15 protein-coding genes and 1 tRNA gene are annotated in these 19573 nt (G+C 59.6%); 10 read left to right on the forward strand and 6 right to left on the reverse strand.

All coding sequences use genetic code 11. The features are described 5' to 3' along the window. Window positions 1-34: 34 nt before the first annotated feature. A complete protein-coding gene (lpdA, locus tag HMPREF3053_RS06180) occupies window positions 35-1450 on the reverse strand; it encodes a dihydrolipoyl dehydrogenase (RefSeq protein WP_042389081.1) in 1416 nt (471 codons plus the stop codon). A gap of 82 nt (window positions 1451-1532) precedes the next feature. On the opposite strand from lpdA, the gene HMPREF3053_RS06185 reads away from it, so the two are divergent. From HMPREF3053_RS06185 to HMPREF3053_RS06215, 7 genes are all read left to right on the forward strand, one after another. Then, entirely contained in the window at window positions 1533-3683 is a 2151-nt protein-coding gene (locus tag HMPREF3053_RS06185) for a prolyl oligopeptidase family serine peptidase (RefSeq protein WP_016421957.1), read from the forward strand. A gap of 10 nt (window positions 3684-3693) precedes the next feature. Then, entirely contained in the window at window positions 3694-5154 is a 1461-nt protein-coding gene (locus HMPREF3053_RS06190; RefSeq protein ID WP_016421956.1) for a M1 family metallopeptidase, read from the forward strand. Between the two features lie 18 nt (window positions 5155-5172). Further along, window positions 5173-6558, forward strand: coding sequence for a polysaccharide biosynthesis protein (locus HMPREF3053_RS06195; protein WP_016421955.1), 1386 nt, complete (start codon window positions 5173-5175; stop codon window positions 6556-6558). 74 nt (window positions 6559-6632) lie between these two features. Then, window positions 6633-7454, forward strand: a complete 822-nt coding sequence (locus HMPREF3053_RS06200; protein WP_016421954.1) for a glycosyltransferase — start codon at window positions 6633-6635, stop codon at window positions 7452-7454. Window positions 7455-7477: 23 nt separating this feature from the next. Beyond that, the gene (locus HMPREF3053_RS06205) at window positions 7478-8170 is read left to right on the forward strand and encodes a glycosyltransferase family 2 protein (RefSeq protein WP_070767457.1); all 693 of its coding nucleotides are present in this window, start codon (window positions 7478-7480) and stop codon (window positions 8168-8170) included. Continuing rightward, entirely contained in the window at window positions 8167-8589 is a 423-nt protein-coding gene (locus tag HMPREF3053_RS06210; RefSeq protein WP_048732304.1) for a DUF2304 domain-containing protein, read from the forward strand. The genes HMPREF3053_RS06205 and HMPREF3053_RS06210 overlap by 4 nt, the downstream gene beginning before the upstream one ends. 49 nt (window positions 8590-8638) lie before the next feature. Continuing rightward, window positions 8639-9634, forward strand: coding sequence for a DsbA family protein (locus HMPREF3053_RS06215; RefSeq protein ID WP_070767435.1), 996 nt, complete (start codon window positions 8639-8641; stop codon window positions 9632-9634). A 62-nt stretch (window positions 9635-9696) separates the two neighbouring features. Here the strand turns inward: HMPREF3053_RS06215 and HMPREF3053_RS06220 are convergent, their stop codons facing one another. Both HMPREF3053_RS06220 and HMPREF3053_RS06225 read right to left on the reverse strand, forming a co-directional pair. Beyond that, window positions 9697-10662, reverse strand: coding sequence for a GDP-mannose 4,6-dehydratase (locus HMPREF3053_RS06220; RefSeq protein WP_070595114.1), 966 nt, complete (start codon window positions 10660-10662; stop codon window positions 9697-9699). Window positions 10663-10791: 129 nt separating this feature from the next. Then, window positions 10792-12081: an MFS transporter gene (locus tag HMPREF3053_RS06225; RefSeq protein ID WP_069359068.1), complete on the reverse strand. Its 1290-nt coding sequence runs from the start codon at window positions 12079-12081 to the stop codon at window positions 10792-10794. 832 nt (window positions 12082-12913) lie between these two features. Here HMPREF3053_RS06225 and HMPREF3053_RS06230 point away from each other — a divergent pair. Continuing rightward, window positions 12914-14257, forward strand: a complete 1344-nt coding sequence (locus tag HMPREF3053_RS06230; RefSeq protein WP_070767436.1) for an MFS transporter — start codon at window positions 12914-12916, stop codon at window positions 14255-14257. Window positions 14258-14470: 213 nt separating this feature from the next. Next, window positions 14471-16522, forward strand: coding sequence for an acyl-CoA dehydrogenase family protein (locus HMPREF3053_RS06235; RefSeq protein ID WP_070767437.1), 2052 nt, complete (start codon window positions 14471-14473; stop codon window positions 16520-16522). Between the two features lie 81 nt (window positions 16523-16603). Here the strand turns inward: HMPREF3053_RS06235 and HMPREF3053_RS06240 are convergent, their stop codons facing one another. Both HMPREF3053_RS06240 and HMPREF3053_RS06245 read right to left on the reverse strand, forming a co-directional pair. Further along, entirely contained in the window at window positions 16604-17575 is a 972-nt protein-coding gene (locus HMPREF3053_RS06240; RefSeq protein ID WP_016421946.1) for an N-acetylmuramoyl-L-alanine amidase, read from the reverse strand. 161 nt (window positions 17576-17736) lie between these two features. Further along, complete coding sequence (locus HMPREF3053_RS06245) at window positions 17737-18336, reverse strand: TetR/AcrR family transcriptional regulator (protein ID WP_048732292.1); 600 nt, start codon at window positions 18334-18336, stop codon at window positions 17737-17739. Window positions 18337-18467: 131 nt separating this feature from the next. Here HMPREF3053_RS06245 and HMPREF3053_RS06250 point away from each other — a divergent pair, with 131 nt between their 5' ends. Continuing rightward, a complete protein-coding gene (locus tag HMPREF3053_RS06250; protein ID WP_187400604.1) occupies window positions 18468-19379 on the forward strand; it encodes an ABC transporter permease in 912 nt (303 codons plus the stop codon). 38 nt (window positions 19380-19417) lie between these two features. Here HMPREF3053_RS06250 and HMPREF3053_RS06255 read toward each other — a convergent pair. Continuing rightward, window positions 19418-19490, reverse strand: a tRNA-Thr gene (locus HMPREF3053_RS06255). Window positions 19491-19573 lie beyond the last annotated feature (83 nt).

The raw sequence follows: 19573 nt of genomic DNA on the forward strand, positions 1-19573 counted from the left end.
GCGAAAACTGGCCCCAGGCCAAAGCCACAACCTCTTACAGGTTGATCATCTTGCCCATAACGCCCTCAGCTGCTTCCTTCATAGCCTCGGACATGGTCGGGTGAATGTGGACGGCGCGGCCGATTTCCTCAGTGGTCAGCTCGTACTTCTCAGCCAGAACCAGCTGCGGCATGAGCTCGGAAACGTTGGCACCCACCATATGGCCACCCAGCAGCTCGCCGTATTCGGCATCTGCAATGAGCTTCACGAAACCAGCCGGCTCCGCCAGCCCCTGGGCCTTACCGTTTGCAGAGAACGGGAAGGTGGAGACCTTAATCTCGCGACCGTTCTCCTCTGCCCACTTCTTGGCCTGCGCCTCGGTCTTACCGAAGGAACCAACCTGCGGGTTACAGAAGGTTGCGCGCGGCATCATGTTGTAGTCCGGGATGGTCTCGGTCTCGTGACCCGCCATGTGCTCAGCTGCGATAACGCCCTGTGCCTCAGCGACGTGTGCCAGCTGCAGCTTCATGGTGACGTCACCGATGGCGTAGATGTTGTCGACGTTGGTGCGCATGTACTCGTCGATGACAATCTCGCCGCGCTCGCCCAGCTCAACACCGGCCTTGTCCAGGCCGATGCCCTCGGTGCGCGGTGCGAAGCCGATGGAGACCATAACGCGGTCGACGGTCAGAGTCTGCTCGTCGCCGCCATCCTTGGCCTCGACCTTGACCTCAACCGAGTCACCATTGTCCACGATGGAGGTGGTCTTGTGCCCGGTCATGAGCTTGACGCCCAGCTTCTTGTATTCCTTGGCAATAACCTTGGAGACGTCTGCGTCCTCGTTCGGCAGAACGTTGTCCATGAACTCGACGATGGTGACATCCACGCCGTAGTTAGCCAAGACGTATGCGAACTCCATACCGATGGCGCCAGCACCGACGATAACCATGGAGTCCGGCAGCTCGTCGGAGAGAATCTGCTCTTCGTAGGAAACGATGTTGCCGCCGACCTCAACGCCCGGCAGGGAACGGACGACAGAGCCGGTCGCAATAATCGCCTTATCGAAGGTAATTTCCTTGCCTTCGTCATCGCCATCAGTGATGGCCATGGAGGTCGGGCCAGTGAATTCACCGAAACCGTTGATTTCGGTGATCTTGTTCTTCTTCATCAGGAAATGAACACCCTTGACGATGCCCGCGGACACCTTGCGCGAACGCGCGTGTGCGGCACCGAAGTCAAAGGAGACATCGCCGGAGATACCGAAGGTCTTAGCCTCATGGTTGAAAATGTGCGCCACCTCGGCGTTCTTCAACAGAGACTTGGATGGAATACAGCCAACGTTGAGGCAGACACCGCCCCAGTATTGCTTCTCCACCACAGCGGTCTTCAGACCCAGCTGGGATGCACGGATTGCTGCGACGTATCCGCCAGGACCGCCGCCGAGTACTACAAGATCAAAATGTTCAGCCACGTGCACAAGTCTACGCACGACTTGTCTTTACTTCACGCGCGAGTCCCGGTTTTACCTACTGCGGTCGGCTACGGTGGTGGGCATGGGCACCGACACGGACACCGACTTGGGCAACAATCTCTCCTTCCTCTCCACTGATCTTGTCCCCGATTGGCTGGACGATATCGACGGCTCCCAGGCGCTGGCGTGGGCCCGCGCGCAGTCGGAGGCCACCGTCGCAGGTGTCGATTCGCTTGCCGACGACACCAGCGACCGCACCAACCTGGAACAACGCATCCTGGCTGCGCTCAACACCGATGCCCGGATCGCATACCCGGTGCGGCGCGGCGAGTACCTCTATAACTTCTGGCGGGATGCCGAGCATCCGCGGGGCCTGTGGCGGCGCACCTCGTTGCAGAGCTATCTGGCTGGCCAGGACGATCCGCAGGCGACCGAGTGGGAAACTCTCATCGACCTCGATGCGCTGGCGAAAGCCGAGGGAGAAAACTGGGTCTGGAAGGGCACGGTGTGCCGTTATCCGGAGTATGACCGCGCGTTGATTCTGCTCTCTCGCGGCGGCGCCGATGCCACTGTGGTGCGGGAGTTTGACCTCGTCAACTGCACTTTTGTGGAGGATGAGCCGTTCTACCTCACGGAGGCGAAGTCCGATGTCTGTTGGTTGGGCCGTGACGAGATTCTCGTTGGCAGTGACTTTGGTCCGGGGTCACTGACGGATTCGGGCTACCCGCGGCAGGTGCGGAGGTGGCGGCGCGGCATGCCGTCGTCAAGCGCGGATGTGATTTTCTCAGGCCACAGTGATGATGTGGCCGTGGGCGGCTGGTTCGACGCGACGGAGGGTTTCGAGCGGCTGTTTGTCGAGCGTGCGCATGATTTTTATAATTCGCAGCGGTTCGTGGCAGCGGAGCGTCCGGGCAAGTTGGCGGCGCAGCAGAATGGGGACTTTTCCCTGCAGATCCTGGAGGTGCCGCAGGACTGTCGCACGAGTGTCCATCGGCAGTGGTTGGTGTTGATGCCCCGCACGGAGTTCAATGGCATTCCGGCTGGTGGCGTGGCCGTTGTGGAGCTCGATAAGTGGCTGGCGGGCTCGCGTGAGGTGGAGGTGATTTTCACCCCTGATGCGCACACCTCGTTCCAGCAGCTGGCGTGGACGAAGAACTTCCTGGTGTTGACGCTGTTGGAGGATGTGGCGACGAAGTTGGTCGTGTTGCGGGAGGGCTCGTGGGAGCCGGTGGAGGCTTTCGGCGAGTTACCGGCACAGGCCACTGTGAGCGTGATTGATACGGCCTCTGAACGCGACGATGAAATCTGGTTGGTGTCGACCTCGGCAACGCAGCCGGCAACTCTCTGGTACGGGCAAGTCGGCAACCCGCTCACGGAAGTGCGGCGTGCTCCGGCGCTCTTCGACAGTGAGGGGATGGAGACGCGGCAGCACTGGGCGACCTCGGCCGATGGCACGCGGATTCCGTATCGCATCACCGGCCGCTTCGACGCAGGCGCTAGTGCAGAGACAACCACAGCCACACCCACTCCGAACCCAGCCCCTACCCTCGTGCACGCCTACGGCGGTTTCGAGGTCTCGCTGGTCCCACAGTACTCGGCGATTCGTGGACTGACCTGGCTCGATCGGGGCGGCTACTTCGTGGAGGCCAACCTGCGTGGCGGTGGCGAATTTGGCCCGACCTGGCACTCCTCGGTGGTCAAGACTGAGCGGATGAGGGTCTATGAGGATCATCAGGCCGTACTGCGCGATTTGGTTGCACGTGGCTACTGCACGCGCGAACAGCTGGGCGTGCGCGGTGGTTCCAACGGCGGGCTGCTGACCGCAGTCTGCCTCACCTCCTACCCGGAGTTAGTGGGAGCGGTGGTGTCCCAGGTGCCACTGGCGGACATGATGCGCTACCACAAGCTGTCCGCAGGAGCCTCCTGGATGGCCGAATATGGAAACCCGGACGACCCCACCGAGCGGGCTGCGATTGCGCAGTATTCGCCGGTCCAGCGCGTCGTCAAGCGAGAGCAGCGCGCCTACCCACCAGCGTTGATTACGACGTCTACCAGGGATGACCGTGTCCACCCGGCACATGCGAGGAGCCTGGCGTGGCTGCTGGAGGAAGCGGGACAGCCGGTGGATTATCACGAAAATACCGAAGGAGGCCACGCCGGTGCGGCGGATAATTCGCAGGTCGCGTTCGTCGAGGCACTCATATCTACGTGGCTGTGGAACAAGCTCAAGTAAGGTAACAGCCGTGAGTAGCGCTGATTTCACTAATCCTTATACCGGTATTGCGTTCAACCTGGGTTTCCGGGTGAACAAATACGAGCTGGACCTCGATTATCGGGTCGGGCCGAATCGTCTGAAGGCGACGGCGACTCTGCATATCGAAATCAATGCTTGGACCTCACACATCACGCTCGACTTTGCGGATGCGCTGGGGGTCGATTCGGTGGATGCGATTTCCGATTCGCAGGCACACTCAATCGATGTAAAGCGCTGGCGCCATTCGGGACGCAAGCTGCGCGTCACCTTTGACCGCGAGTTGGCTCCCGACGAGACGCTGCGGCTGATTGTGACTTACTCGGGCACGCCACGTCCGGTGCGCTCGAAGTGGGGCGAAATTGGCTGGGAGGAACTCGAAAACGGTGCACTCGTGGCATCGCAGCCGGTGGGCGCGGCGTCGTGGTACCCCTGCGATGACGATCCCGAGGTCAAGGCATTTTACGAGTTCACGATGGTCACCGACGCTCCCTACGAGGTCGTCGCACCAGGGCTTGCCGACGCTCCGGTGAACGTGGGCGGATCGCGCCGCCGCTGGCGGTTTGTCACCGAGGAGCCCATGGCCTCCTACTTGGCCACCATCAATGTCGGCCAGTTTAAGAAGGTCGAGCTGCCGTGCCAGACCTCGACCGTAGTGGCCTGGGTGCCCTCTGAGTTGGTGGCAAATGCCCGCCACGACTTCCGCGACCAGGGACGCATGCTCGATGAATTCGCCAAGCTCTTTGGCCCTTACCCCTTCCGTGCCTACCAGGTGGTCATTTGTGAAGACGACCTGGAGATCCCCATCGAGGCACAGGGTCTGTCCATCTTCGGAGCCAACCACGCCGACGGCAAGGACACGTGGAATCGACTGATTGCCCACGAGTTGTCGCACCAGTGGTTCGGCAACAGTGTCGGCATTTCGCAGTGGCGCGATATCTGGCTCAACGAGGGTTTTGCCTGCTATTCCGAGTGGGTGTGGTCCGAGGTCAGCGGCGGTGCCAGCGCGGATGTGCACGCCCGCAAGCACTACCTGGACCTGCTTGAAGATGATCAGGACATCGTCATCGCCAACCCAGGGCCCAAGCTGATGTTCGACGACCGTCTGTACAAGCGCGGCGCGCTGACTGTGCACGCTCTGCGTCTGCTGCTGGGCGACGAGGTGTTCTTCGACCTGGTGCACAAGTGGACCACCACCAACCGCCACAGTGTGGTCGATGCAGTGGACTTCCGCGCACTGGCCAACCGCGTATGCCGTGAGCGTGGCATCACCACCTCGCACCTGGATGTCATCTTTGACTCCTGGCTGTCACGCAGCTCCTTGCCGGACTTCCCCACCGACCCAACGCGTTCCCCTGCTGACCAGGGCATCGACGATAATGGTGCTCCAATCGTGGACGAGGAACTGGCCGCTCAGTTTGAAAAGCTCGGCTACTCGAAGGCCAAGGACTAGAGAGCTAGAGGCACGTCAATGTCCGGTTTCAAATGGTTGTCGCTGGCCACGATTGTCGCGGCGATAGGCAGCTTCGCGGTGCTGATTATCTCGGCCCGCGCACTTCCCAATGCGGTAAACCTGCAGTTCGTGGCGTTTTGGGGACTGTTCTTCGCGCTCACGGGTGTTCTCGGCGGGTTGATGCAGGAGACCACGCGCGCGATTGGTGCTGCGGAAGCGCGGAACCGGAAGCGGGAGCGGCCCCGTGAACAGACCCCAGAGCAGAAGCCGGAGCAGGAACAGGAGCAGACAGCTACCGAAACGGGTCAAACTCTCGGCGCTCGTCCCATCACGGTTTCGCTGGGCGTCGCCGCAGTTACTTTCATCACCATGGCAGTGACGGGTCCGCTGTGGGCCCCACTGGTCGTGCAGGATGACGCCGGCACTGCAATTCTGCTCATGGCCTCTGGCCTTGCTCTGTACTCGATGCAGGCCACCACCTCGGGTCTGCTCAGCGGCCGCCAGCTGTGGGGCCCCTACGCCGCCCTAATCATGATCGACATTCTCGTGCGCGTAGCACTGGCACTCGTCGCCTGGTACTTCGGCTGGGGTCTGCTGGCCTGGCTGATTATTACGGTGTTCGGGACAGTCAGTTGGCTTATTCTCGCGCTGTTTTCCTCGGCAACCCGCTCGGTCATGTTCGCGCGTGCCGACGTCCCGGTGCGCCGCTTCATCACTCTCATGGTCACGGCCATGGGCGCATCTGGCGCATCTGCTGTGCTGGTCACAGGTTTTCCGACAATCGTCAAGATTGCCGGCGAAGCGGTCACCACTGGCGCCGGGATAGCCGAGTCACTTACCCCGCCGCATGCCAACAACTTCACCGCAGCAGTGACCATTGCGGGAATCGCCTACGCCGTAACGCTGACCCGCGCTCCGCTGCTCATGCCCTTGGAGAAGTTCCAAAACGCCATCATTGTGAGCTTTGTCCGGCATCGCTCCGAGGGCGTGCTGGCAGCGCTGGCCAAGCCGTTGGGGGCGCTGGCTGCTTTCGGCACCTTCGGGGCGGGCCTGGCATGGCTCATCGGCCCGTGGATCATGACTCTCATCCTGGACGATAGCTATCACGTGTCCGGGCCGGTGCTCGCGGCGCTGACGCTCGGTGCGACGTTGACCGCCATGTTGATGATTACCGGCTCGGTCACCTTGGCAGTGGAGAAGCACCATATGTATCTGATCGGTTGGTTGGCTGCGACCACGATCGCCGTTGCCATTCTTTTCCTCCCTGGGCACCTGTCGGTACGCACGGTCGCCGCTATCGCCGTAGGCTCTGCAGTAGGTGTTGCCATTCACCTGCTTGCGCTGCGCACACTTTCCCCACGTGCTGCCAGGTCAGCCGTATCGGAGGCTTTTGCGGTGGAATAACACCACCCGCATCCGATGCCGTCCCAAAAAGCACCGTCCATATCTCCCTGCAACTCCCAAGGTTCGAGACTCACATGTCCACCATCACTGACCTCACGGTTCTCATGACCGTCTACCACCGCGTCGTCCCCGACCAGCTCGATACTGCGCTGCAGTCGCTGTGGAACCAGACGCGTCCGGCCGCGCACGTCATTGTGGTCATCGATGGCCCGATTGGGCAGGAACTCGACCGGGTCGTCGTCAAGCATGAGCAGGCGCATTCGGAGATGACCGTGCTGCGTTGTGCGGAAAATGGCGGCTCGGGAGTGGCTTCGCAGGCGGGTCTTCAGCTGGTGGAGACCCCATGGGTGGCGCGGCTGGATGCGGACGATATTGCGCGTGCGGACCGATTTGAAAAGCAGTGGGACACGCTGACCGCTGACCCGGAGTTGGATGTATTGGGCAGTGCAATGGCGGAGTTCGAGGGCACGCCGAACAATGTGGTGCGCGTGCGGACTCTGCCGCAGACGCACGCCGAAATTGCGCGTTATATCAAGATCAATTCGCCTGTAAATAACCCCTCCTCGATGCTGCGCACGGCGAAGGTGCGTGAGGTCGGCGGGTATCGCGACATCCGTCTGATGGAGGACTACGACCTCTGGGTGCGCCTCATGGCCGCTGGCGCGAAGTTTAAGAATCTGCCCGAGCCGCTGGTGTACTTCCGCGCCGACGGCATGTTCGAGCGGCGAACCTCGCGCGGCATCATCCGCGGTGAACGTCAGCTCCAGCGCACGCTGGTAGCTGAGGGGCTGATTTCCAGGCCGCGGGCGGTGTTTAACTTGGCGGTGCGGACACTTTTCCGACTTTTGCCAACTCAGCTCATGTCACGCGCGTATCGACGATTGTTTGTGCGGTAGGCTTCGGAGCGATGACTGACAACATGGATTTCTCGGACACCTGGCTGATTGTGCCGTGCTACAACGAGGGCCAGGTTATTCGTGAGGTTCTCGAGCACGCTCGCGAGACCTTCCCCAACATTGTCGCGGTCAACGACGGCTCTTCGGATAACTCCAGCCTGGAGATTCACAGGGCCGGCGCTCACCTGGTCAACCACCCTGTCAATTTGGGTCAAGGTGCGGCTATCCAGACCGGCGTGGAATACGCTCGCGCGCAGGCTGGCTCGAAGTACTTTGTCACCTTCGACGCCGATGGCCAGCACCAGGTCAAGGACGTCGTTGCCATGGTGCAGCGACTGCGCAGCGAACCAATCGACATCATTGTGGGAACCCGTTTCGGCCGCCCTCGCGCCGAGGATGACCAGGTGCCGCTGATTAAGCGAATTGTCCTCAAGACGGTGGTCATGTTGTCACCACGCACGCGCCGACTCGGTCTTACCGACGCCCACAACGGCCTGCGCGCCTTCAACCGCACGGTGGCAGAGCAACTGAGCCTGCGCATGAACGGCATGAGCCATGCCTCCGAATTTGTCGAGGTCATGGACAACAGAGGCTGGCGTACCGCTGAGCAGCCGGTGGATATCCTCTACACGGAATACTCCATGTCCAAAGGGCAATCCTTGTTCAACGGTGTCAATATCCTTGCCGACTCCCTGATTTCGAAGAGGCTGCCATGACCGCATCCATCGTTCAAATTATTTTGCTGCTGGCGATGGTGGGCCTGGTGGCTTACTTCGTCGCTAACCGTCGTAAAGCACGCGCCAAGGCGGGCGTGAAGCTGGGATTCGTCCTTTTCGTCGTCGCGTGCCTGTGGGCAATCGTGCGTCCCGACGATCTGACCGTGGTGGCCAACTGGATCGGTGTGACCCGGGGCACCGATTTGCTGCTCTACGTACTGGTGTTGGCGTTCGTGTTTACCACGGTGTCGTCCTACATCCGCTTCCGCGAACAGGAGCTACGCTACGCGCGACTGGCTCGTGCAGTGGCCTTGAAGACCGCTGTGCGTCCGGAAGAAGAAATTGTGATTTCGGGCAGCCAGAACAGCAGCCAAAAGGACAGCGCGACGAAGGTCGAGAACAACGCTCCGTCCGACTAATCGGCACGCTAAGCGCATGTGAATCTGAGGCTGTGGTTCCATAGAAGCCATGAGCGAAGAAAATAAGGACAACGCCGCCGCTGACAACAGCAGCGATTCGCAGCAGCCCTCGGCAGACGCAGCGTGGCAGGAGACACCGCAGGAACCCCAGCAAGGTTCTCAGCCGGTACCCACTGAGCAGGACTTGGAGTCCTGGTCTGCCGACAGCGGTGGGAAAACTAAGTCGTGGTACTCGATCCCGAACGCCGCATGGGCGCTAGCTGTCGTCGCATTGATTGTTGTCGGCGCAGCGGGCTTCTTCGCTGGTTCGCGTTCGGCTAGCTTCAACGGCGTGAGCACCGTCAACATGGCGGGTGTTGCACCAGGCAAGGGCGAGATTGCGCCAGTGCCTGGCCCGAATGGCTCTTTCGACGCCAGCATCTACGGACCAAAGGCGGGAGCGCAGCTGAAGTCCCCGGAGGACATGGACAATGTCCACCGCCGCAATGAAAATGATCCTTTTGCTCTCGGTGCAGTGGATGCGCCGGTCGTAATCTCGATCTACTCGGACTTCGAGTGCCCGTTCTGCGCGAAGTTCGCAAACGAAACCGAGCCTGACCTCGTGGAAAAGTACGTCAACGAGGGACTGGTCCGCCTGGAGTGGAACGACATGGCCATCAATGGCGAGAAGGCCATCAAGGATGCTGAGGCCGGCCGTGCCGCGGCAGCTCAGGGCAAGTTCTGGGAGTTCTCCCGTGCGCTGTTTAAGAAGGCCGGGGAAAAAGGCCAGGGCCACCCGGAGTTCACTGAGAAGGACCTGATTGCCGTCGCGCGTGAGGCCGGTGTGCCGGACATGAAGCGCTTTGAAAAGGAGCTTAAGGACGGCAAGTGGACCGAGGCAGTCGAGAATGCCACCCAGTTCGGCTCCATGCTGGGCATTTCCGGAACTCCGGGCTTCCTCGTTGGTACGCAGTTCGTCTCGGGCGCACAACCTCTCGACGTGTTCGAGGACAATATCGAGCTGGCTCTCATCCACGCAAAGCGCATGGAAGAAGCTGGCAAGTAAGCTGCGCTGACTTGCTGCTAACTTATGCGGGCGAGTGCATGAAGCCGCCCGCGTAAGTTGTGCTAGCCCTGATTCCGGAAGTACTCCACAGTACGGGCAACGCCCTCCTGAATACTCATAGCCGGCTCCCAGCCGAGTACCTCACGCGCCCGCGTGGGATCCAACGCCGACCGCGCCACATCACCAGTGCGCGGCGGTGCAAACTCCGGGTTATCCTCGGCATCCGCAGCCTGCGCCACCAACGAGTGCAGCTGACGATCCGAAGTTTCGACACCGGTGCCAATGTTAAAGCGCATTCCGCCACCGACTTCGCCGGATGCGCGGTAGAAAGCATCCACCACATCGTCGACGTACACATAGTCGCGGGTATTTCCGCCGTCGCCGAACACCTTGGTCGCCTCTCCCGCCAGCAGACGCTGGGCGAAAATAGCCACCACACCGGCCTCGCCGTGCGGATCCTGCCGCGGGCCGTACACATTCGCCGGCGCGATGTGCGAGCATTCGAGCCCATAAAGATTGCGGAACATATTCAAGTACAGTTCGCCCGTCGCCTTTGAAGCGGCATAGGGGCTCATCGGATTGACCGGCACGTTCTCCGACACCGGAAGCTCCTCCGGCGTGCCGTAGATGGAACCGCCCGAAGATGTAAACACAACCTTGCGGACACCGTGCTTTCGGGCCGCATCGGCAAGTTTGATTGTGCCAATGATGTTCAGCGTCGCATCCCGCACCGGGTCGGCCACGGAAATCCGCACATCAATCTGCGCTGCGAGGTGGAAAATAACCTCCGGACGGTTTTGCTCGAGCAGCTCGTCCCAGTCCACCTCCAGCACATCGGCGGTTATGAACTCAAAGTCGTCGTTAAGCGATGCCTGCTGGAGGTTTTCCAGCTTTCCGTGGGAGAGATCGTCCAGCGCCGTGACTGCGTACCCTTCAGCCAGCAGCCGGTCAACCAGCGTCGAACCGATAAATCCCGCACCACCCGTCACCAGCGCACGCGGTTTCGCGCTTGCCGACGATTCTGTCATCGCGGTGGCCGGTGATTCGTTCTTGTGCTTCTCCATAGGAAGAACTATAGGCGCTTAGTAAGGAAAGCCGCTTATACGTGTGCCAACCTCACATTGACGGGGTTGATTAATCTTCCGAGGAATGCGAGATTACTCAGCGCGCTGTGGCAGGTTGACGGTGGAATTGAAGAAAATAACCAAGCCCATCAGGATGGCGATGACCATACCGCCACCGAGCATGACCGGGTAGGTCATCCAGGAGATGGACTCGGAGAGCTTGGTCAGAATTGCTGGGAATGCGAAGCCGATGTAAGTCAGGCAGTAGAAGATACCGGTCAGCCCAGCCATGTCGCGCGGGCCGGCGATGCGCTGTACCTCGTTGAGGCCGGTAAACATGGCCAGGCCGTAGCCGGTGCCCAGCACCAGCGCTGCAATAAACGCCGTCACTGCGGTGGGGTTGGTGGACATCCATGCGGCCATTCCCATGCCGATGACCACAATGCCAATTGCGATTAGCGAACCGCGGGCGTTGTGCTCGGTCACAAAGCGTGGACCAATCTGCTGAATGCCAAAACCACAGAGCAGCGCAAACAGTGTGACCATCGCGGAGTAGAACACTGGCTGTGAGACGTGGTCCTGAAGCAGCGAAGGAATGATTGCATAGGCAACACCGGCTGCACCGAAGACCCACGGCGCTCCCATCGCGGCGACGAGCAGGAAGCGACGGTTAGTTACCGAAGGGGTGTGTAGGGACTCCCAGACGCTTTCGTGCGGAGCGTTGCTGCCGCCCAGGTGCGGCGACTGGCGGGTCTCCGGCACAGCCACAAGACCGAAGATCGTTGGGATGGAAATCAGGATGTGGATGATATAAGCCAACTGCCCCGGCAGCGGTGCGAACTGCGCCAGCGTGCCGGCAATACCCGCACCCAGGCCAAAGCCCAAGGTCAACGCCATGGACTGACGTTTCGCACCCGAGGTGGAGGTGGCCTTGGGGTCAAAGCGCGGATCGGAAAGCTCCTTTACCCACGAGCCGCCCACGGCCATGACAATGCCGACTGCCAGGCCCGAGATAAAGCGACCGGTGAGAATGAGCGGAGCGATGGTCTCGCCCAGCGCGATGAGAGTCGAGCCCAGAATCGAGAGCACCGGCGCGGCGAGCATCACCGGCTTACGGCCGATACGGTCCGAGATTGGGCCAGAAATCAGCAGTGCCGGCGCGATGCCGAGAGCGTAGACCAGCAATAGAAGGTCAATGAACACCGGCGCCAGGTCAGCGTTTTCGCGGTACATCACCATCAGCGGTGTGAATTCATTGCCACCCCACGCGACGGCGAAAACTGCAATTGCGGCGAGCAGCCACAACGGCGTGCCTTTATTGGATTTGGCCCTGCCGTGAGGTACCTCATTTTCATTGCCGTTAGTTCCTGCGTGAGAAGACATGTCGTTTACTTTACGACGGTCCCCAGCGCCTTACGCACAATGGTGCAGATTTTAAGCCACCGGAGCTAACCACAAGAGGTGTGCCGAGATAGTTGAGCAGGCGGGGCGGGGCAACTGAGTCGGTTAGTGCTGTGGCGACTAGTGGAGTGGTGGCTAATGCGGTGGCGTGCCCAGTTTGGTCACCTCGGGTTGGTCTCGGCACAAATGCCCCTGAAACCTGGGGCTCACACCCCCGTCTCGGGGTGGCATGTTGCCGACCTTGCATCCCTGCCCCATCCGGGGGCAATGGCCTTTTCGACACTACATCGTTATTGTTCCGTTACTTCTTTCGTATCTTGCGCCACTTTCGCCGCACTATTCACACAACTTCTGATTATATAATTACAAATTAGTTCAATGTGGGGGTAGCCGAACAGTCATAAAACGCAGATTTCCCCTATTTAAGACAGTCTCACGCACAAACGGCCACTAGGTCGCGCAAATTAAGCCAGAAACAGCCCGTCGTTAAGTAGCGTCCAACCCACCCCCTTTACATACCCCCGAATCCGACTTGTCAGGCATGCGTATAAATAAATCGGTCACAAACAAAGGAAATCTACCGCCATTCACCAACCCCCATTACCCCCGTTGCCCACTTTTTGTCGTCGCTCGCTGAAGTTCAAACGCTGGTCGCTACCGGTCTGGCTGTGTAAGAATTCGACACCGTCAAACAATCTGTCCATTCCCCAAACGCTGGCTGAGAAAAACCTGGGGCGATTTCTGCACGACCGCTGAGATCGCCAAGGTCCTCGATGGCCGTGCGGACGGGTATGTAAAGAAAGTCTTGTTATTTATGACTACTTCGATCATCGCGAATGATCCCAAGCAGCGCCGCAAGGTGCTCACGGGAACTCTCGTGGGTACGACCATCGAGTTTTATGACTTCCTGATTTACGCTCAGGCCGCAGCTATCGTGCTCGCTCCGCACTTCATCGAGCCGGCTGCGAAGTCGAACCCACAGGTCGCTCAGGTGCTCGCCTGGGCAACCCTGGGTATTTCCTTCCTCTTCCGCCCGCTTGGCGCTATCGTCGCCGGCCATATCGGTGACCGCTACGGCCGCAAGATGATTCTGGTCTTCACCCTCATCGGCATGGGTGCAGCTACTTTCTGTATCGGTCTGCTGCCGACTTATGAGTCAATCGGCATCGCTGCACCTATCCTGCTGGTTCTGCTCCGTATCTTCCAGGGCCTTTCCGCGGGTGGCGAATGGGGCGGTGCAGCCCTGATGTCCGTGGAGTACGCACCGAAGGAAAAGCGCGGTATCTACGGCGCATTCCCGCAGGCCGGTGTTCCGCTGGGTCTGACCCTGGCTACCGGAACCATGCTGATTGTTATGGCTATCATCGGCGAGGAAGCCTACATGGACTGGGGTTGGCGTGTGCCATTCTTGCTGTCCTTCATCCTGGTTCTGATTGGTTACATGATTCGTCGCACCGTCGATGAGTCCCCGGTCTTCCAGGCTATGCAGGCTGAGTCTGCTGAGCGCTCCGCTCCGCTGCCGGAGCTCTTCCGCAACCACTGGGGCAAGGTCATCCAGGGCGCCCTGATCTTCGCTGCTCAGCAGGCTACCGGTTACCTCGTGATCGCATTCTTCGGCGCTTACGCACAGAAGACACTGGGCTACTCCGCAACCGTCGCTTGGACAGGCACTCTCGTCGCCGGTATCTGCTGGACCATTTTCATGTTCATGGCTGGCGCTTGGTCCGACCGTATCGGCCGCGCCAAGACCTTCATCATCGGCTACGTCCTAATCATGATTTGGGAAGCCGTCATGTGGAACATCCTGGATAAGGGCCCGTTCCTCTACGTCATGACCGTCGCAGTCCTCACCCTGCCGCTGGCACTGACCTTCGGCCCGCAGCCGGCCATGTACTCCGAGATGTTCCCGGCTGAGGTTCGCTACTCCGGCGCTTCCATCGCTTACGCCATCGGCGCTGTCCTGGGTGGTGCATTCGCACCGATGATTGCCCAGATGATCATGGATGCCACCGGCAACCCGTTCTACATCTCCATCTACCTGATGGCCATGGCTATCCCAGCCCTGATTTCCCTGTTCCTGCTGCCGAAGGGTCTTGAAGACCGAGACCTCATCGAGCACCCGGAAACTAACCTCGACGAAGTTAAGTCGCGCGTCTAGTTCCCACAGCTAGGGGGTCTGACCCACCGAGGGGCTGATTACGCGAGCCGTCGTCAAGCACTGCACAACGCAGTATTTGCTTGACGACGGCTTTTGCGTTTCCACCTTCGTTCTATCCCGGTAGCTTGTTTCCGACCCGCGGCCCCGATTTCCTCATGAGTTTCTCAGTCGAAAGCGGCTGACAAGCCCCAGATATCCCATTAACGTTGGGTTATGGCACAGACTTCTTCCAGCTCCACGCGAATCCCCCGCCGTCGCTCGACCGACGGTCCGAAGACGCTCCCCTCCCGTCCTGAACCGGAAGTGGCAGGTGCACTGCAAAAGGCCCTGGACGGCTATTTCCCCGAGGCGCGCGCTGATGTCCGCACTCTTTTAGAAGATCCGTCTCTACGGCCTGCCTCTGGGCTGACCGTGGAGGAGGCCAGGCAGCACACCACCGAGTCACTGTCCAAGGTGCTTAAGACCGGCATGCCCTATGGGGCTTTCCGCACTGACCAGGGCGGCACAGGAGATACCGGTGGCACTCTCACCGGGATTGAAATGCTTGGCCACACCGACTTGTCGTTGATGGTGAAGTCCGGAGTGCAGTGGGGCCTTTTCGGCGGCGCTGTCAGCAACCTGGGAACAGAGCGTCACGGCGAGTTGGTGCGTGACCTCATTGAGCTGCGGGCTCTCGGCTGCTTTGCGATGACCGAGCGCGGCCACGGCTCGGACGTCCAATCACTCGAGACCACGGCGCACTACGACCCCGAGACGGAAGAATTCATCCTCAATTCCCCTACGGCTTCCTCTGAGAAGTGGTTTTTGGGCAATGCCGCGCGCGATGGGCGCTGGGCTGCGGTCTTTTGCCAGCTCTACACACCAGGGCAGGAAGAATCCCATGGTGTGCACTGCATTGTCGCTCGAATCCGCAATGATGATGGTTCGCCTGTCGACGGAGTTGCTATCGGCGACCACGGCACCAAGGGCGGCCTCTTGGGCGTGGACAACGGCACTCTCATGTTCGACCATTACCGCGTGCCGCGGGAGAACCTGCTTAACCGTTTCGCAGATGTCTCGGCCGCTGGCGAGTACAGCAGCGATATTGGCAGCCCCAATGCACGGTTTTTCACGATGCTCGGTGCCCTCGTGCGCGGCCGCGTGACAGTCGGTGCGGCCGCTGGTGCGGCAACCCGCACCGCACTGACCATCGGCACCAAGTACGCACACTTGCGGCGCCAATTTGCTCCCGACGATTCGCTGCCGGAAAAGAAACTCATTGAGCACCGCCAGCACCGAATCCGACTACTCCCCCGCATTGCGCGTTCGTACGGTCTGCAATTTGCCACCAACCTGCTGATCAAGCGGATTCACGACCTCGAAGCGGAAGGGCTGGACCGTGCGAATCTAACCCCGGAGCAGGCTCGCGATCTACGTGAAGCGGAGGCACATGCCGCCGCATTGAAGGTCGCCAACACCGCGCATGCCACCGATGCCATCCAGGAGATGCGTGAGGCCACCGGTGGAGCTGGCTACATGGCGGAGAACCTGTTGACCATTCTCAAAGAGGACTCTGACGTATTCACTACCTTTGAGGGCGACAACGTGGTGATGTTGCAGCTGGTCACCAAGGAACTTTTGGGTGGTTTTGCCCGGGAGGTACAGAGTTTTTCCAACCTGGAAATGGTGCGCTTCGGCCTCGACAATTTCAGTGGCATTTTGCGCCGTCGCACCGGTGCGGACGCCGTCGTTCAGAACCTCTTGGATGCGCTGACTGACGCTGATGAGTCCTCGCTCTTTGACCCCGCCAGCCAGATGCAATTGCTCATCGAGCGCGAGAATCGACTTCTCAAGTCCCTTGCTCGCAGGCTGCGCCCGGCGCGGAAACTGCCTGTGGAAAAGGCCGCGAAGCTGGTGGACAAGGTCCAGGACCACATGATTTCCTGCGCGTGGGCGCATATCGATCGCATGATTTTGGAAGCGTTCTTTGAAGCTGAATCCACACTCACAGATGAGCGCTCTCAAGAGGTGCTCGAGCAGGTTCGCGATGTGTTCTTCCTGTCGGTGGTCTGCGATAACGCCGGCTGGTTCTTGGAGCAGTCACTGCTCACCGGTACTCGCACCAAGGGCGCGCGGGCGGGCTTGGCCGATCTTGTTGATTCCCTTGGCCCCTGGTCTGAGGTGCTTGTCGACGCCTTCGGTGTCCCCAGCACCATGCTGGATATCCCCATGATGGAGCCTTACGACGCGATGACACCGAAAGCTAAGGCAAACCCGGCTAGTTAGCGTGTTGGCCGGTTGGCCGCTGTGGTGGCTGCTGTGGCGGTGACTGGTGTGAGGTAGCTACGGCCTGGATGCGCAGGTTGGCTACTGCGCCAAGAAACCTTCCAACCCAGCCACAGTGGCCTCTGCCAAGCGCTGACGGCCTTCGTTGGAGGTCAAGAGGGCAATGTCGCTGCTATCACGCATGTTGCCGTATTCGACCAGTGCCTTTGGTTTCGTCGATAGGTTGAGTCCGGTGAGGTCAGCGCGCGGATTCAGCCCCTGGCTACCGAGGTAGTTGGATGGAGCAAAACCGGCTGCGACAAAAGCATCGCGCAGCGCGGTTGCCAGCGCGGTAGATCCCTGCTCGTCATTATTGGCGAGCGGCTGCGAAATCGCAGACACATGGAATCCGCGGTTGCCCTCTCCAGCACCATCTGCGTGAAGGCTCACCACGGCATCGGCGTTGGAGGCATTTTCCTTCTCTGCACGGGCATCGATGCAATCTGCACGACCGGTGTCATCGACGCGGCTGAGCAGCACCTGAGCACCGCGCTGTTCGAGCAGCTGCTTAATTTCCTGCGCCATCAGCCAATTGAACTCATGCTCCGGGAAGCCGTCATTGGAAGCGGTACCGGAGGTATTACATGGCTTCTGGCCACCGCGGCCGTCAGTGACCATCATGTCCGCTGGTGGTGGGGTGCCGGCGTGTCCCGGGTCGAGGTAGATGACCTTGCCGGCTACAGCGCTGGAGCCGTCGGCACGCGAAGTAGCGCGATTAGCTTGCTGTTGTTGTGCATCGCCAGAAGCGACTGCGTCGGGGTTAGCAGAATCAGACATTGCAGACTCCTCATTCGGCGGAGTGGGGTTCGGCATCTGCATAGCCTCTTCTTCAGCTGCCAACGACGTTTGCGTTTCTGTCGACGCAGCTTGCTGAGCGCTTCCTGCTTTGGAAGCCTCCGTGTCGATGGTGCAAGCTACAAGACCGGCTGGCAAAATTGCCGCAGCCACCAAAGCCACAGCTAGTCGTCTTGCTGATCGCTGCACTGCTAGTCCCTGGTGTCCGGGCTGCCGCATAGTGCGTTCTCCTAGTTTCCGCGTACCTGCTATGTGCTGAGTAACAGTAGCAAACACTCGATTGAGAGTCGCCGGCTCCGAGATTTCCTCCCCCTTCGTTTCGGGGAATCACCGCACGTCGGGACGTGTGCAGGATTTTTCAGGACTTATCACCGAGGGGTTTAGTGATTCCCCTTCGCCTGTGCTGCCAAACCCGTAAGCATTAAGTCCACAAGCTTTTCTTGCACACCGGGAAAGTACTGCTCGACCGCTGCAGAGTTAGGAAGGGGACGCGACACCACAGCGAGCCCAAGGTGGAAATCAAGCGGTGCAACGTCCTCCGGGCATAGCCCAGCTGCTTTTGCCTTATCCAGCAGTCGCGTATAGCTCTGACGCAACTCCGTCATTCGCTTTTCGATAATGCCATCAATCTTTTTCGCCTCGCTCCCCAAACTGGTATTGAGATCGCTGAATAATGCCTGGGCAAGTGCCGCAACACTTAATTTCGCGATCGCGTGGACTGCTTCGTGCCAAGCGCCGTCCGGATCGTCGTCAAACTGAGCTACGGCTGCCTCAGTAACCCTGTCGATATCAGCTGCAACACGAGCACTGACTGCGCCGAGAAGCTCAATCCTGCTGGGAAAGTGCCTGCTTGCCGTAGCTAAACCGACACCGGCCTCCCTGGCAATCGCACGCATGGATACACCGGCTCCTTGCTCTATCAAGAGTTTTCGCGCTGCTTCCACGATGGCATCACTGTTCATCACTGCATCTTGTCTCACACTTGCATCCTAACAAACGGAACACTATGCTCCACTTTGTAAGTGAAACACTCTGCTCCAGTTAGGAGATAGGCCATGTCAACAGCTACGACTGAGACGAAAAAGCCTCACCCGCCCCCAAAGCAGTAGCCGTGATCTTCGGTATTCCGCTCGTCATCGGGCTCATGCTCTTCGCGTTCCTGGCACCGACATTTGCCTCCGGCCCGAACGATGTCCCCATTGCGCTGACTGCCCCCGCCCCAATATCCGAACAAATCACCCAAGCCATCGAACACAAAGCTGGCGACGATGCTCCTGATATCCAGGTGATGGACACCCCTGACGCCGTACGCGAGTCAATCCTCAATCGCGAAACTGTTGGCGGCATCGTCATCTCCCCGACGGGCGCTACCGCCTACACCGCTTCAGGCAACGGCGCACCTTACTCGCAGCTTATCGACGGCATTGCGACGACCCTCGAGTCTCAAAACATCCCTGTAGAGCGGGAGGATTTGGCTCCAACCACACAGGATGACCCACAAGCTTCCGGTGTCGCGCTCCTCGGCTTGCCGCTGGCTTTCGGCGGTATCATCTCGGCAGTTATAGCCACCTTCCTCTTCCGAGGTAAGAAGTGGACGAAATTGGGTGTCCTCGCTGGCATCGCAGTCTTCGGAGCCCTCGTGGCAACGTGGATGCTCCACTCTGTCTACGGCACGCTTTCGGGCAGCTTCGGCATGGAATGGCTGGCTATTTCTCTGGGAATCCTGGCTACCTCAATGCTTACCGCTGGGCTCGCAGCCATTATCGGCACTCCGGGTGTAGGCATTGGCGCCATTTTGACGATTTTCCTAGCGAACCCGCTATCTGGACTATCCACTGGCCCATGGCTGCTTCCAGCCGGTTGGTCCACTCTTGGCCAGTGGATGCCCATTGGGGCGACCGGACACCTGGTCAGGTCCCTGTCATTCTTCGATGGCAACGGCGCTGTGGCAGCCTGGTGGGTTCTCATCCTCTGGATTGCCGCCGGATTCGCTCTCCTCATGTTTGACCGATCCAAAAAATAAAAAACGGGACCCTTTTTAAAGGATCCCGTTTCAAACCGAGCCGCCTGCGAGAATCGAACTCGCGACCTTCTCATTACGAGTGAGACGCTCTACCGACTGAGCTAAGGCGGCACGCACATTGCGCCGAGCTTTCAAGCAAGCAGAAATAACCCTGCACAAAATGTACAAGCGGTAATACTACTGTACTGCCCCCA

This window comes from Corynebacterium sp. HMSC064E07 (genome assembly GCF_001815745.1).
Taxonomy (GTDB): Bacteria; Actinomycetota; Actinomycetes; order Mycobacteriales; family Mycobacteriaceae; genus Corynebacterium; species Corynebacterium jeikeium_D.